This is a genomic window from Streptomyces sp. NPDC054813, from assembly GCF_053611365.1.
Genome location: NZ_JBSHAF010000029.1, coordinates 121,888 through 135,697 on the forward strand (window position 1 = coordinate 121,888; position 13,810 = coordinate 135,697).

Genomic DNA, 13,810 nt, shown 5'->3' on the forward strand with positions numbered 1-13,810 from the left:
GCGTCCTCCGCGTTTTTACCCTCTCCCCTCGTGGGCTGCGGGCGGGGGGGTGCTGCGTCGGGGGGGCCGCCGGACTCTCAGCCGTTGGATCGGGTGGCGCCCCCCCCCCCCCCGACCGGTCCCGCGGATCTGCCCGCGCACCGGGTGCTGTGCGGAGCGGGGGGTGTGATCGCCGAGAACCTGACCGGGCTCGGACGCGTCGCGGACGCGCAGGCCGAGAGATGTCCGGTCGAGGTCTTCCTGTTTCCGATGCGCCTCGCCGGCGCCGACGGGGGCCCGGTCCGGGCGACGGCCCGCATCACGTCCCCTGCGCGCCAGGTGTAGATCACGGGTGTTGACGAGGGACGTCGGTGACACGCGTGCTGAGTGCTTGAACAGGTGAGGGCCTTCTGGCTTCGGTGTGGATTGCGACATCTGCACGCCGGCCGCAGGAGGCCCTCGCATTCCACCGGAATGCCCCGCTGACGCCGACCGGCAGGCTGCGTCTGGCCCGGTGTGTGTCGGCGCTGGCCGGCTTGCGCGGCTGGCCGCGGAACGCTTCCAGGTCGGCCACACCGCCGCGGCACGCTGGGCCGGCCGCTACCGGTAACTGGGCACCGAGGGCATGCACGACCGGTCCGGCCGCCCGCGCCACCAGCCATGCCGTACCTCGCCCGCCCTGGAGGCACAGGTGGTGAGCCTGCGCCGTGAACACCGGATCGGACCCGTGCGTCTGACCGCCCGCTGCGGCCTCGCCGCCTTCACCGCCCACCGGATCCTGGGCCCGCCGCTGAAGGCGTCACCGTCGAACGCATCCTGACCGACAACGCCTGGGCCCACACCAACGACACCTGGCAACAGACCTGCCGCCAACTGGGCAGCGGCCCCCGCTGGACCAGGTCGTGGCGGCCCCGGACCAATGGCAAGGTCGAACGCCTTCACGGCACCCTGCTCGAGGAATGGGGCCACCAGTGGCCCTGCACCTCGGACACCGCACGCCAGGCGGCGTTCCCCGGCTGGCCGGACCGGTACGACTTCCACCGACCTCACACCGGCATGGGCGGGCAGACATCAGCCGGCCGCGTCGCCGTGCCTGTCCGAAGAGCACAGCTAGGCCGAGTCGCGGACCACCAGCTCCGGGTCGAAGATGACCGACGTCGCATCGGTGCGGCCGCCGTGGATGTGCTCGTCGAGCAGGCGGGCCATCTCCGCCGCCATCTCCTCGACCGGCTGACGGATCGTGGTCAGCCGGGGCCGGCAGGTCACGGCGACGCTGGAGTCGTCGAAGCCGACGACCGCGACGTCCTCGGGCACTCGGCGTCCGCGCTCCCGTACGACCTGGCAGGCGCCCTGCGCCATGAGGTCGTTGGCGGCGAACACGCCGTCCGTGTCGGGGTGGCGGTCCAGCAGGTCCGACATGGCCGCGAGACCGCTGTCCAGGGTGAACCCCCCCTCGGCGACCGGGACGTAGGGGTGGCCGTGGCGGGCGAGCGTGTCACGGAACCCGGCCAGGCGCTCCTGGCTCGCCGCCACGTCCAGGGGGCCGCAGACCGTGGCGGGTCGGCGACAGCCGCGCTCGAGGAGGTGCTCCGCGGCGAGGCGCCCGCCGTCCCGGTGCGCCAGGTCCACGTAGCTGAGCGGGACCGGACGGGAGGGACGAGCGAAGAGCACCGCGGGAAGGCGGGCGTCGGCGAGAAGGGCGGGCAGCGGGTCGTCCGCGTGGGTGGAGACCACGAGGGCGCCGTCGGCACGGCCCTGGCGCAGGTAGGTCAGCACCTCCTCCCGCGCCTGGGCGGACTCGGCGAACATGAGGACGGGGTGCATCGAGCGGGGGCGCAGGAAGCCGACGATCCCGCTGACGACCCGTCCGAAGAAGGGGTCCGCGAACACCGATGCGGCGAAGGCGTCCTGGCCGGCGTCGCTGGTGTCCCCGGCGCCGGACATCACCAGGGCGACGGTCTCGGCCCGTCGGATCACCAGGGAACGGGCGGCCCGGTTGGGCGCGTAACCCGTCCGCTCGATGGCCCCGCGGACCACCTCCTGTATCTCGGGATCCACGTTGCGGATGCCGTTGACGACCCGGGACACGGTCGCCCGGGAGACACCGGCCTCCCGGGCGACGTCCTCCAGCGTCGGGGCCCGTCTGCTCATGCAGGCACCCTAACGGACCTGCGAATCCGGCAATAGAGCGCTCTCCCGGAGCGGGTCGTGCACTCCGGGGGAGGCCCGTCCGTCAGGCGTAGACGCCGAACTCGTAGAGCGAGTAGCCCCAACCGGTGCCCCGCGCCGTGCCGTTGATGCGGACGTAGCGGCCGGTCCCGGTGACGTCGAAGTCGTCGATCCCGCCGTTGCCGTCGGACACGGTGTGTACGGTCTGCCAGTTCTGGCCGTCGTCGGAGGTCTGGATGGTGTAGGCCTTGGCGTACGAGGCCTCCCAGGACAGCTGGACGTGCCGGAACGTGGTGCGGGTGCCGAGGTCGACCTGGAGCCACTGGGGGTCGCTCCAGTCACTGGCCCAGCGCGTGGCCTGATTGCCGTCGACCGCGTTGGCCGCGGTGCACGGGCAGTCACCGTAACTCGCCTGGTAGGACGAGGCGGTGGCGGGTTTGCCCCGTGCCACATCGGTCCCGGACGGAATCGGCGGGACGACTCGGACCGAGCGGGTCTCGACGCCGACGTTGCCCCGGCCGTCCGTCGCCTTGACGTAGACCTTCCAGACGCCCGGGCGGTCGGGCGCCGTGATCTCGAGGCGACCGCCGCCGAGGTCGGTGGAGGGCAGCGAGGCCAGGTTCTTGCTCTGGTCGATGTAGTTGCTGTTGTCGAGGACCTCGTAGGAGATCCGGTCGCCGTCGGGGTCGGTGGCCTTCACGGCCAGGACGAGGTCACGTCCGGCCTGTACCTGACCCGCGCCGCCCTCCACGGTCAGGTCGGAGATGACGGGCGGGGTGTTGTCGTGGCTGGTGTCGCCGCCGTAGGCCTTCTTCACGGCGTAGTACGACAGACGCTTCTGGCCGGCGGGCAGCAGGTTGAACCAGATGCCGCCGAAGTCGTACTCGGTGCCGTAGTGGAACATCGTGGCGCCGAGCGCGACCCCCCTGTGTCCGGTGACGCACCCCCAGGCCCGGGTGTAGCCGTCGGCCTTGGCCTGGTCGGAGGGCTCCGACGGAACGCCGTTGGCGTCGTCGGGGACCTCCCACTCGCCGGCCGGCCCGGTCTCGGTGACGATGTAGGGCTTGGTGTAACCCCCTTGCTGCCAGGCGGACTTGATGTCGCAGACCGCGCTGTAGGAGTTCACGGCGTACAGGTCGAGGTCCGGCGCGTTCTTCTTGAAGTAGGGCCAGGCGCCTACCCAGGCGTCGGTGGACGTGACCGGGTGGTTGGGGTCGACGGCGTGGATCTTCCTGGTGATGTCGTTGACGAGGGTGGTGTAGGCGTCGCGCTGTCTCTCCAGTTCGTCGCCGCTGTAGCAGTTCTGCAGCCCGAGGACCGACTCGTTGCCGACGTCCCACATGAGCACGCCGGGGTTGTCCTTGTAGGTCTGGACCCACTTGGGGAACTCGTCGAGCACCTGGTTCTTGTAGGCGGTGTCGGTCAGGTAGTTGACACAGCCGCCGCTGCCGGGTCCGCCGCCCGGCTGCATCCAGAAGCCCGCGACGACCTTGATGCCGTGGGCGGCCGCGGAGTCGAACAGCGGCTTGCTGGTGGCGTCGGTGCCCCAGGTGCGGATCGTGTTGACGCCCATGGACTTGAGGTCCGGCAGGTACTTCTCGGCGTCCGCGACGCTCGGGCCCCAGGTCAGGCCTTTGATCTGGTACGGCTGCCCGTCCACCGTCAGCTGCCAGGCGCCCTGGCTGCCGGTGACCTTGACGACGCTGCCCGCGGCGTGGGCCTGGGCGGCGGGCAGAGCGGCGAGGAATCCGGCTGCCAGCACGCCGGCTGTGAGGGGTGCCGCGATGCGGCGGGTGCGGGTGCGGGTGCGTGGGGTCATTCGCGAACTCCTCAGGGCAGTCGGTAGTGCTCGTCGAGCGCGGCGCCCGCCTCCGGGTGGGTCTCGTCGTAGCCGCGCGCGTCGCACTGGAGCCCGCCGACGACGCAGTGGTCGACCAGGGCCTTGAGCGTGGGCGCGTCCCAGGCGTTGAAGAAGTCGTAGTGGAAGCTGTGACCCGTTCCGCTGGACAGCCGCACCTTCGACATGTCGCCGTTGACCGGGAAGGCCATCTTGAACTCGATCATCGGCAGCGCCACCGGGTGGTCGGCCGGGCACATGTTGTCGTTCGTGCCGGGCTTGACCACGGGGTAGGCCATGTGGCTCTTGTGGTCGGGGGTGTCGAGGTACTTGCCGTCCCAGCAACTGGGCGCCTGGAAACGGATGTTGAGCTGAACATCCGCGCGGTCGGGGCAGGTCGCGGGGAACTCGGTGTTGAAGTAGCTGTCACCGCACTCCCAGCCCTCGACGAAGCCGGGGTGGTGCCGGAACTCGTCGGCGCTCTGCATGGGGCTGCCGACGACGAAGCGCAGGCCCTTGGGGAAGGGCCGGACGCTGGTGTAGTCGGTGACACCGGCCTTGTAGTAGATGACCTGCGGGCCTACGGGCAGGATCTGCTGGTCGCCGTCGTAGAGGGTGGGTATCCAGTAGCCGGACAGGTCGCCGGGGGCCTTGCACGTGGTGCCGCCGGCCGACAGCGAGGCGGTGGTGCTGTCGGCGTCGGTCGTAGTGTTGCCCATGAAGGTGTGGTCGTGGGACTTGCCCGGCTGCTGCGGGTAGACGATGGGGTCGTCCGGCTTGGTGTGGGTGACCGAGCAGTTGGCCTGGAACTCGTGGAAGTAGCGGTGCGGCGGGTCCTGGGTGGACGGCGTCACGCCGGTGACGGGCGGGTTCGCGGGGATGTAGCCGTCGCCGTCCGGATCCTCCGGGGAGTTGGCCGTGGACGCGGCCATCGCATGACCGGAGTGGGTGGCCGCGAACGACTGCGCGGCGGCGCTGTGCGGTGCGGGCGGCCCGGCGCTGACGGCGATGCCGCCGAGGCCGAGCGAGGTCAGCAGGAGCGCGCCGGTGATCAGCGTGGCTGACAGGCCTTTCGATCTCCGTGGCATGGAGACCTCCTCCTGAACGGTGGGGGTGTCAGAGGTCGTCGCCAGGAGTCCCCATGACGTGACGTCAGGCGAGCTGACGTGGGGGCGCCGGGAGACGTTCGGGAGAGCGCTCTCCCGCCGAGGAGTGTTGAGGGCATGTCATCAAGGTGTCAAGGGATCCGGCAGAAGAGGGCCAGGAAAGATTTCAACTTCAGAAGACTTGCCGAGCGTCGAAACTCATGAATTAAATCAAGTCATGAACTAAGCGCCACCGGAGCGTCCTTGACGCACCCCGCCGTGGTGCCTTACTGGCTCCTTCCTTCCCGACGCATCCGCAGAGACCTCCATGAGACTCAGATCCGAGGGCGTCGCCGTCGCCGCCATGCGGCGATGCCCGCCCTTCCCGTTCCCGGGCCGACCGCAGCGGCCGAACTCCCTCTGTCCCAGGGCGGGACCGTGACGCTCACCAACGCCCCTCCATGGCTACCTACACCAGGGCGACGCCGGCGACGTCACTTCCGTCAGCGATGTGGCGACCCTCGGCGGCGCGGGCAAGACCGACAACCAGCGCTGCCCTTGCGACGGCTATCGCCGCCTGGCTCAAGTTCCGGGCGATCAGAGGTTCTGATGGGCTGTATCGCGGGACGGTTCGCCTGAATGGAACACCGGCGCCGGGTACGGGTGTTGTGCGCGTTCGTGCTCCAAACGTTCGTTCGAGTGTCGGCGATGGGTCCATCACCCGCAGGCGCGAGGATCGCCGAGGGTCCGGTGGCCACCGCATGGCCGGCCGCCGGGCAGGGCAGCACTGTGGCATCCGACGCCGTGTCTGCCATCGAGGGAGCACGCACGTGAGCGATGTCGTCTTCACTGCCGATTTCACCTCCGCCCACCAATGGGTAGCCGGACGTTCCTGGGCCTATCCCGACGGCGGTCCCACCAATCCGGGCGACAACAAGCTGGACTACCTCACTTCGGATCCGGCCTACTCGCGCACCGGCACGTTCCGCGCCACCCGCAGGACCGACGGCTGGTGGGACACCGGTCTGCTGACCACCGAGGGAAGCGATGAGGGCTTCTCGGTCCGCACCGGTGACCAGCTCCGGGCCCGAGTCCGCCTGCCCAGTGGGCTGGGTGCCTGGCCGGCGATCTGGACCTGGCGGGACGGAGGCAACGAGGTCGACGTCTTCGAGTACCACCCCGACAACCCCGATCTGCTGGAGCTCACCAACCACGTTCGCCAGGGACATACCTATCTCCACCACCCGGCGGTGCGTCCGGGCGGGGCCGTCGACCTGGGGGTGACCTTCGGCCGGCGCAGTGTCGTCTGGACGCTGAACGGCACCCAGGTCTTCGCCGACGGACGGGGCGTCGGACCCGGCTGGTACGCGTACCTCATCGTCAACCTCTCCGTCTGCGCCGGCCGGTACCACCCACGCCCCGACACCAAGACCACCGAACTGTCCTACCGTGTCGAGAACCTGACGGTGCACCGCCCCGTGGTTCCGCACGTGGCGGAATCCCATGACGACGAGGCGGCGGCCGAGACGGGTGCGTAGCCGGAACGGCGGACGCGCCCTACAGGGCGTCGTAGACCCCACGGGGACGGTGGAGGTGTCCGCGGCGACGGCTGTTGGGCCGTTGAGTACCGGGCACCGGTGGAGCTGAGTAGATGCGCTCACGCCCCGGCCCCTCTGGCCCTCAAGGATGAAGACCTCATCATTGAGACCGGGAGACCTCATGCTCAGCCGCCTTGCCGACGTCCTGCTTCCGGCCGTCGGCCGACTCACCGTGACCGCCGACACCGGTGCCGCCTTCGCGCCCGGCAGCATCATCGTCGTCAACCACACCTCCCTCGCCGATCCGGCCATCGTTCTCGCCGCGCTGCGCCGCCTGGGCGCCGAGCCGGCCGTCATGGCGGCCGCGGGCCTGTGGCGCATCCCCTTGCTGGGCCGCGCGCTCGCCCGCGAAGGCCACATCCCGGTACACCGCAACGACCGCCGTGCTGCTCGCTGCCTCGACCTCTCCGCAGCCGCCCTGGGCGAAGGACGCATGGTCCTCATCTACGGCGAAGGCAGACTCCCGCTCCGTACCGATGCTGACGAAGCCGCGCCCGCCGCCTTCCGAAGCGGCCTGGCGCGGCTGGCCGAACGCACCGGTGCCCCCGTCGTACCCGTCGGCCAGGCAGGAGCCCGGCGGATTACCTCGGGCAAGACCGGCAAGCAGATCGCCGGGCTGGTCACCGCGCCACTGCGCCGCCCGTCCCTGCACGTCCACGTCGGGGCACCGATCACACTGACCGGTGACCGGGCAGCGTCTACCGCACAGGCTCACGGCGCGGTGACGGCCGCGTGGAGGACGGCGGCCAGACACCTCGGCGAGCCCGCCGCACCGGCAGCCCGTCGAAGCTGACCGGCAAGGCGCTGGCGCAGGCCGAGGGGACCACTGCAGCAACCAAAACCGGTCGCGCAGGCAGTCCTCGCCCATGAGGATCACGGCCATGCAGAGCATCGAATTCTGGCACTACCCGCGCTCCGAAGACTTCTCCGTCCTTCTATGGGGCTTCCGGATCGACGGCAAGGATCTGCGCGTTCATGTCGCCGGGGCCACTCGCGCCCTTTGGAGCCGGGAGCACGAGGAGGAGACCCCGTCGGAGCAGGAACGCTTTCTGCTGTCTCAACACGACGGCCTTCCTGTCCAGGAGATCGATGACCGCATGCGCCATTTTCTCGGGGATCCGGCCCCGGAGTTCGCTGACGCAGCCGGTACCACCCCGGTCCTTGGCTGCTCCTGCGGTATCTGGGGCTGCTGGCCCCTACTGGCACGCATCACCACTACTCCGGCGACCGTCACCTGGTCATCGTTCCGACAGCCCTTCCGTAAGGAGTGGGGCGAGCTCTCCATGGGGCCCTATGTTTTCGCCCGTGACCGCTACGAGGACGCACTCGCGGAACCAGCCCGTCTGGTCAAGGACCCGCTGGAAGGCCTGAATGAGCAGACGGAGCCGTGATCGCAGCAGCTCACGCGTTGTCGGGGTGTGCGGTTCCGGCGACCGCAAACGACACACGACCCCCACCGCGGCCGACACTTCAAGCCCCATCGCAGTACGCATCGCCCGCAAAGGCATCGAGCCCACTGAACTTCAGGGCGCCGCCGCTGGGTTATTGAGCGCACCATGTGCTCGCTGTCCGGCTACCGCCGCCTCAGCCCCCACTATGAACGAAATCCGGGTCTTCGATCTTGAGCGGTGCGCCTGCTCAGGGCCTCTGACGTTTCGTTACGCTCAGTGAGAGCAATTGGCGCCTGCTGCCGGGGCCGCAGGCGCGCCGGGATCCGAGGGCACCACACGGCCACGGTCCCTCTCCGTGGCTACGGGTACAGCTTCTCGCCCTTCGCCAGCATCGCTACGTACTTCTCGATCCGGCGCGCCCGGGTCTCGGGCTTCTTGGCGTCTTGGACCCGGTACAGGATCGCGTAGCGGTTCTGCCGGTCCAGTGTCTCGAAGAACTCCGCCGCGGCCGGGTCGGCGGTCAGGGCCGCCGTGAGGTCGTCCGGCACCGTGGCGGTCTTCGCGCCGTCGTAGGCCGCCTCCCAGCGGCCGTCTGCCTTGGCGCGGTCGACCTCGGCCTGCCCCGGGGGATGCATCCGGCCCTGCTCGATCAGGGCGGCCACCTTGTCCCGGTTGACCTTGGACCACTTGCTGCGCGGCTTGCGTGGGGTGAACCGCTGGAGCCACCACTGGTCGTCGAACTTGGCCTTCTGGCCGTCGATCCAGCCGTAGCAGAGTGCCACGTCGAGCGCCTGGGCGTAGTCCAGCGCGACGATTCCGGGGCCCTTCTTGCGAAGCTTGAGCCAGATGCCGGACGAGGCGGCGTGGTTCTCGCCGAGCCATGCCTGGAATGCCTCGGCGGATTCGAATGCGACGATCTCCAAGTCCTGAGTCACCCCAGCAGCGAACCACACCCGGCCGATTGCCATGACGCATTCGGGCACGGCGCCGGATGCAGGATGCCCGTGGACCTGCGTGATCATCTCTGTTCTCGACGCAGACCGATCATGCAGGAGCCATGGGCTTGCTCAACGATACGACGTTGCTGCTCGACCTCGACGGGGTGTGCGTCGCGCGGGTTGAGTGGCTGGCTGACGGAGGGCGCCGAGTTCACCTGGTCACGGCCGACGAGGCAGCCAGGGCCTGCCCGGCCTGCGGGGTGTTCGCCACCAGGGTGAAGGGCTCGGCGGTGACCCGGCCGCGCGATCCTTCTTACGGCAAGAGCGGATTGGAGTTGCGCCGGCACAAGCGCCGCTGGTGGTGCCGCGAGGCCTGCTGCCCTCGCCGGTCCTTCACCGAGCAGATCCCGCGGATCCCGGCCGGTGCCCGGCTGACCGCCCGGCTGCGGGGTGCGGCCGGGCGCCGCATACGGGATGCCGGTTCCACGGTCGTCCAGGCTGCGCGGGATCTGTACCTGTCCTGGCCGACCGTGATGGATGCCTTCCGCACGCAGGCCCGCGACGTCGCCGAGGCACCTCTGCCGCAGGTCGCAGTCCTGGGCATCGACGAGACCCGGCGCGGACGGTGTGGTCCAGCTCGCCAACAAGATGCTGTCCATGGTCAGGCGCCGCACCACCGCCGAGACCCGCGGCCGGCGCGGACGCGCCAGTGATCCGGAATGGAAAGCCAGGCGACGCCTCCTGCGCTACCGCGAGGACCTCACCAACGACCAGTTCGCCACCATGTGGAACACGCTCCTGGGCGAAGGGAAGATCGGGCAGACGCTGCTGACGGCCTGGATAGCCAAGGAGAACCTGCGCACCCTCCTCGCCCTGGCCCGCACCGGAGCCGACCGCCACCAAGTCGGTCACGCCCGCGGGAAGTTCCTCGCCTGGTGCGCGGACTCCGACATCCCCGAAGTCCGCCGGCTCGCCACCACCGTCGACCGCTGGTGGCCCGAGGCCGCCGCGTTCATCGACACCGGACACAACAACGCCAAGAGCGAAGGGATCAACCGCGCGATCAAGCTCGTCGCCCGCAACGGGCCTCGTCGTCGAGGGCGTGACGGATGAGGGCGAGGTCATCCGGGAGTCGGCACGGACCCGGGACGATCCGGTGCGGTGCTCGGTGTGCGGGCAGCAGACGGGGCGGGTGCATGGCTTCCACGGGTGGGTGGCCGCGGACGTGCCGGTGGACGGACGGCGGGTCGTGGCGTCGGTGCGGGTCCGGCGTCAGGTCTGCCCGGTGCTCGGCTGCCCGCGGCAGACGTGCCGCGAGCAGGTTCCCGGCGTCGTGGAGCGCTACCGGCGTCGCACCAACCGCCTGGCCTGCCAACTCGGCTCCGTGGTCATGGAGTTAGCGGGCCAGGCGGTTCTCCCGCCTCTCCCGCGTCCTGGCCTGCACGATCTCCCGCTCGAACCGCCCCGCGCATCCTCATGCGCCAGGCGGTACTGCCGCTGCGCGTCCCGCGCGTGCTCGGCATCGACGACTTCGCCCGCAAGCGCCGGCACCGCTACGCCACCGTGATCACCGACACGGAGACCGGCGAGCGGATCGACGTCCTGCCTGACCGCACCGCCCAGACCCTGGTCGCGTGGCTGCGCGAGTACCCCGGGGCCGCGTACGTCTGCCGGGATGGGTCCGGCTCCTATGGCGAGGCGATCCGCCAGGCTCTCCCCGAAGCGGTGCAGGCCGGCGACAGGCGGCATCTCTGGTCCAACCTGTACGGCAAGGTCCTGACTGAGGTCCGCTGCCACGCCGCCTGCTGGGCCACCGCTGTGAACCCCGCCCGGCCCGGGGACGGACGCGAGCAGACCACCCGCGAGCGCAGTAGGCAGCGGGTCTGCAATTTGCTCGGTCAAGGCGTCGGCCTGCTCGAATGCGCCCGCCGCCACGATGCCGCCCTGAACACCGTCAAGCGGTAGGCCCGCATGAAGGAGCCCACCGGCGACCGCCGCGTCCCGCTTGGCCCGTCAGTGACGGGTCGGCGTGAGGAAGATGGGATTGGTCAGGGCGGCCATGGGGCCGAACATCAGGGCGTCGCCCATCGTGTTGCCCTGTCCCGGCGACCCGTTCGCCATCGGATGACGTACTTCTGCTCGGACGTAGGCGGCCAGGGAGGCCGTCGTACGCCACACCACCGTGCCCTCGCCCGCGGCGTTCACGGACTCCTGGTGCATCTGGCCCTCGTCCGTGATGAAGCGGACGGTGCCGTTGGGGACGCCCTTGACGTCCAGCCGGATGTCCACGGGACTTTCGGCGGGTACCGTCAGCGTTTCACCGATACCGGCCTGGCGCGCGTTCCCGCTGGCGGTAAACGTGAGCTGGACGGCCGAGGACTCCGCGATCCAGCTGTGTCCCGCGCGGATACCGTCCATGACGGCGTCGGTGCTCAAGTCCTCGGCGAGGACGACATTGTGCGGCAGGCCGATCACCTGCGGTTCGCTGTGCGCGTCGCTGTTGCCCATGGCGGGGATCCACCGCCCGCCCGAGCGGACGGCCTCGCCGATCTTCTGGTCCCAGGTGCTGATGGCGTGCTCGTCGTCGTACGTCCACGGGCCGGTCCACACCTCGGTGGCGTCGGCGTCGTCGAAGCCGAACTTCCACTGGCTCGCGACATAGGCGCAGTACATGTGAGCCGGAACCACGAGACCGCCGCCGCGGCGCACCTTGCGCGCGAAGCGGGGGAACGCGTCGTCACGGGTGCGGTAGCGCCAGTCGATCCAGTCGCCGGGAGGCAGGCCCAGAGCCAGCCAGTGTCCGTTGCGGGTGGTGACCTCCTCACCGGTGATGATCAGAAGGTCCGAATCGGCGTAGTCGCCCCATACGGCGTGGGCGGACGAGGTGTTGTGGTCGGTGGAGACCATGAAGTCCAGGCCGGCGGCGCGTGCTCCCGTCGCCACCTCGGCGGGCTGGCGCTTGCCGTCGGAGTGGACCGTGTGGAGGTGGCAGTCTCCGCGGTACCAGGCACGGCCGCGTCCCTTGGCACGCTGCGGCGGGTAGTGGCGCGGGGCGGCGGGGCCGGCCGGGCCGTACGTCAGGGTGATCTGCACCTGGTAGTTCAGTCCCTGCGGTGCCACCTGGTAGGGACCCAGCACGATGTGCCAGGTGCCGTGGCCGACGGGTCCGGGGAGATATCCCGGTGTGGCCTCGCTGTTGCTGATCTCGAACGAGGTCCGGGCGCCACCGGACCAGCCGCGGAAGCCGCGGCCGCCGAGCGCGATACCGCGCTCGTCGAAGATGCCGATGTCACACGAGTTGCCCGGCGTGCCGGAGGGGACGGCCGGCTTGTCGTAGGAATACGACACGGAGATCTTCTGCACGCCCTGCGGTACTTCGACCGGCAGGTAGACGAAGTCCGCTACGCCGGTGTCCAGATGTCCGCTGATGGTGCGGGTCACTTCGCCTGTCTGCGGCGGCGTGCTCTGCACCGCCGCGTCGGCACTCTGCGCGAAGGAGACCGACTCCAGGGTGAGCGCCGCGGCACCGGCGGCAGCCGCGGCCAGGAAGCGGCGGCGGCCGGGCGCACCAGTCGCTTCGCCGGTCTGCCCGACGCGGAGGACGTCCACGTCGTGTTCGCAATGTCCGTCAAGACACATGTGCCCTCATCATGGTGTGTGGTCGCTACATGGATTCGCGCCGACTGTTCAGGGGTGTCGTGAACGGCGGGTGAGCAACGGGCAGCCGTATTGGCAATTGCCAGCAGAATATCTACGGCTGCGGGCTCGTCCGGTATGTGCGACGCGGACCCGTACCTGTGTGCCCGCCGGCCGCCTCCCCCCTCCGAATCGGCTGATCACGAGTTGAAGGTGAGCACTGCGTACCAAATCGCCAGATAGATATCCGAGATGACAACGCAGCCTGCGAGCAGCGCGATGGGCGCGATACCAGTCCTGGGTCCTGAGCGAGGCAGCCAGATCACCCGTAGTTCGGCAACCCGAATGCCGCGTGCGTCGGCGTCACGCTGACGCACTTCGGCGAGAAGAGACGACAAGGTCGCGGGCAACTCGACGAGTTGCCGTCGTACCGCCAGCAGCTCGGCCGGGCTCAATCCCCGAAAACAGCACGGGAGCCTCGTGCGTTGCGCGTCCTGACTCCGTCCCCCTATCAGTGGCCACGCTGAAAGACCTCAGTGAGTACGGACGAGGATCATCGTTGCCGGATCGTCCGTCTCTCGTACCGCCGTCGCGGTCTGTGTCGCGATCACACCGCGGCGCTAAGCTGAATTGCTCTTCGCCTGACCGTTCGTCGTAGTCTCACCTCGAAACAGGGGGCGCCGTGCAAGGTAAGGGTGTTGTCGCAGACCCGGTTGACCAGAGTCGTGCGACTGAGTGGGGTTGGTTCCTCGCATGGCTCGCGGTCGGGGGGTGTCTGGCCCTCGGACTGGCGGCCTTGCTGACGGTGGGCATCGCCCTGATCGCCCTTGCCGCCGTGGCCGCGGTGTTCCTGCTCCGGATGGGGCCCAGGGCCGCCATCGTCGGAGGTGTCGCGGGCCTGGCCCTGCCGGCCTTCTATCTCGCCTACCTGAACAGGGGAGGCCCCGGGAACGTGTGTCACGCGACGGCTGGTGGGAGCACCTGCACCGACGAGTACGCGCCGGTGCCGTTCCTGGTCGTCGGAGCACTTCTGTTCGTCGCCGGCTTCCTGATCTTCCTGATGCTCGAACGCCGGCACAGGGGCAACGGCTGACCGACCTTTTTTGGGGGGGTGTGGGTGGGCCGGCGGCGCCGGGGGGTGACGTATCTCTCGGGGAAGGTGGGTGGCGGGGGCGCG

The 13,810-nt window shown here is 69.6% G+C and carries 13 protein-coding genes and 3 pseudogenes; 10 read left to right on the forward strand and 6 right to left on the reverse strand.

The genetic code is table 11. The annotated features are described in order from the left end of the window. Positions 1-165: 165 nt before the first annotated feature. Both ACWGJB_RS41555 and ACWGJB_RS41560 read left to right on the forward strand, forming a co-directional pair. Positions 166-324 (forward strand): hypothetical protein, encoded by a 159-nt coding sequence (locus ACWGJB_RS41555; RefSeq protein WP_453385210.1) that lies wholly within the window; start codon positions 166-168, stop codon positions 322-324. A gap of 80 nt (positions 325-404) precedes the next feature. Next, positions 405-1,093, forward strand: a pseudogene (locus ACWGJB_RS41560) (integrase core domain-containing protein). Here the strand turns inward: ACWGJB_RS41560 and ACWGJB_RS41565 are convergent. The 3 genes from ACWGJB_RS41565 to ACWGJB_RS41575 all read right to left on the reverse strand — a co-directional run bounded on the left by ACWGJB_RS41565 (position 1,090) and on the right by ACWGJB_RS41575 (position 5,073). Continuing rightward, entirely contained in the window at positions 1,090-2,130 is a 1,041-nt protein-coding gene (locus tag ACWGJB_RS41565; protein ID WP_453385211.1) for a LacI family DNA-binding transcriptional regulator, read from the reverse strand. The pseudogene ACWGJB_RS41560 and the gene ACWGJB_RS41565 sit on opposite strands and share 4 nt — an antisense overlap. Positions 2,131-2,212: 82 nt before the next feature. Beyond that, a complete protein-coding gene (locus ACWGJB_RS41570) occupies positions 2,213-3,967 on the reverse strand; it encodes a discoidin domain-containing protein (RefSeq protein ID WP_453385212.1) in 1,755 nt (584 codons plus the stop codon). An 11-nt stretch (positions 3,968-3,978) separates the two neighbouring features. After that, positions 3,979-5,073: a DUF1996 domain-containing protein gene (locus tag ACWGJB_RS41575; protein ID WP_453385213.1), complete on the reverse strand. Its 1,095-nt coding sequence runs from the start codon at positions 5,071-5,073 to the stop codon at positions 3,979-3,981. A gap of 827 nt (positions 5,074-5,900) precedes the next feature. Here ACWGJB_RS41575 and ACWGJB_RS41580 point away from each other — a divergent pair. From ACWGJB_RS41580 to ACWGJB_RS41595, 4 genes and pseudogenes are all read left to right on the forward strand, one after another. Beyond that, on the forward strand, positions 5,901-6,608 hold the full coding sequence (locus ACWGJB_RS41580; protein ID WP_453385214.1) for a beta-glucanase: 708 nt from the start codon (positions 5,901-5,903) through the stop codon (positions 6,606-6,608). 181 nt (positions 6,609-6,789) lie between these two features. Continuing rightward, positions 6,790-7,461: a lysophospholipid acyltransferase family protein gene (locus ACWGJB_RS41585; RefSeq protein WP_453385215.1), complete on the forward strand. Its 672-nt coding sequence runs from the start codon at positions 6,790-6,792 to the stop codon at positions 7,459-7,461. Positions 7,462-7,549: 88 nt separating this feature from the next. Further along, positions 7,550-8,059 carry a hypothetical protein gene (locus ACWGJB_RS41590; protein WP_453385216.1) on the forward strand — a complete coding sequence of 170 codons (510 nt, stop codon included), beginning with the start codon at positions 7,550-7,552 and terminating at the stop codon, positions 8,057-8,059. 45 nt (positions 8,060-8,104) lie between these two features. Further along, positions 8,105-8,278, forward strand: a pseudogene (locus tag ACWGJB_RS41595) (IS5/IS1182 family transposase); the annotation flags it as partial. A gap of 140 nt (positions 8,279-8,418) precedes the next feature. Here the strand turns inward: ACWGJB_RS41595 and ACWGJB_RS41600 are convergent. Continuing rightward, entirely contained in the window at positions 8,419-9,027 is a 609-nt protein-coding gene (locus ACWGJB_RS41600) for a YdeI/OmpD-associated family protein (protein ID WP_453385217.1), read from the reverse strand. A gap of 89 nt (positions 9,028-9,116) precedes the next feature. On the opposite strand from ACWGJB_RS41600, the gene ACWGJB_RS41605 reads away from it, so the two are divergent. The 3 genes and pseudogenes from ACWGJB_RS41605 to ACWGJB_RS41615 all read left to right on the forward strand — a co-directional run. Further along, entirely contained in the window at positions 9,117-9,710 is a 594-nt protein-coding gene (locus tag ACWGJB_RS41605) for a transposase family protein (protein WP_453385218.1), read from the forward strand. Beyond that, the gene (locus ACWGJB_RS41610; protein ID WP_453385219.1) at positions 9,655-10,110 is read left to right on the forward strand and encodes a transposase; all 456 of its coding nucleotides are present in this window, start codon (positions 9,655-9,657) and stop codon (positions 10,108-10,110) included. Before ACWGJB_RS41605 ends, ACWGJB_RS41610 begins: the two co-directional genes overlap by 56 nt. After that, positions 10,070-10,959: pseudogene (locus ACWGJB_RS41615) on the forward strand (ISL3 family transposase); the annotation flags it as partial. The gene ACWGJB_RS41610 and the pseudogene ACWGJB_RS41615, both read left to right, overlap by 41 nt. 51 nt (positions 10,960-11,010) lie before the next feature. Here ACWGJB_RS41615 and ACWGJB_RS41620 read toward each other — a convergent pair. Then, entirely contained in the window at positions 11,011-12,636 is a 1,626-nt protein-coding gene (locus ACWGJB_RS41620; RefSeq protein ID WP_453385220.1) for a CehA/McbA family metallohydrolase, read from the reverse strand. Between the two features lie 197 nt (positions 12,637-12,833). Then, positions 12,834-13,088 (reverse strand): hypothetical protein, encoded by a 255-nt coding sequence (locus ACWGJB_RS41625; RefSeq protein WP_453385221.1) that lies wholly within the window; start codon positions 13,086-13,088, stop codon positions 12,834-12,836. A gap of 341 nt (positions 13,089-13,429) precedes the next feature. Between ACWGJB_RS41625 and ACWGJB_RS41630 the strand changes: the two genes are divergently transcribed. Continuing rightward, a complete protein-coding gene (locus ACWGJB_RS41630; RefSeq protein WP_453385222.1) occupies positions 13,430-13,726 on the forward strand; it encodes a hypothetical protein in 297 nt (98 codons plus the stop codon). Positions 13,727-13,810 lie beyond the last annotated feature (84 nt).

Bases quoted from the DNA above. Each gene is read 5' to 3' on its own strand.
- ACWGJB_RS41610 (WP_453385219.1), top strand. From the start codon at position 9,655: ATGGTCAGGCGCCGCACCACCGCCGAGACCCGCGGCCGGCGCGGACGC.
- ACWGJB_RS41570 (WP_453385212.1), bottom strand. From the start codon at position 3,967: ATGACCCCACGCACCCGCACCCGCACCCGCCGCATCGCGGCACCCCTC.
- ACWGJB_RS41590 (WP_453385216.1), top strand. From the start codon at position 7,550: ATGCAGAGCATCGAATTCTGGCACTACCCGCGCTCCGAAGACTTCTCC.
- ACWGJB_RS41620 (WP_453385220.1), bottom strand. From the start codon at position 12,636: ATGTGTCTTGACGGACATTGCGAACACGACGTGGACGTCCTCCGCGTC.
- ACWGJB_RS41605 (WP_453385218.1), top strand. From the start codon at position 9,117: ATGGGCTTGCTCAACGATACGACGTTGCTGCTCGACCTCGACGGGGTG.
- ACWGJB_RS41575 (WP_453385213.1), bottom strand. From the start codon at position 5,073: ATGCCACGGAGATCGAAAGGCCTGTCAGCCACGCTGATCACCGGCGCG.
- ACWGJB_RS41600 (WP_453385217.1), bottom strand. From the start codon at position 9,027: ATGGCAATCGGCCGGGTGTGGTTCGCTGCTGGGGTGACTCAGGACTTG.
- ACWGJB_RS41565 (WP_453385211.1), bottom strand. From the start codon at position 2,130: ATGAGCAGACGGGCCCCGACGCTGGAGGACGTCGCCCGGGAGGCCGGT.
- ACWGJB_RS41585 (WP_453385215.1), top strand. From the start codon at position 6,790: ATGCTCAGCCGCCTTGCCGACGTCCTGCTTCCGGCCGTCGGCCGACTC.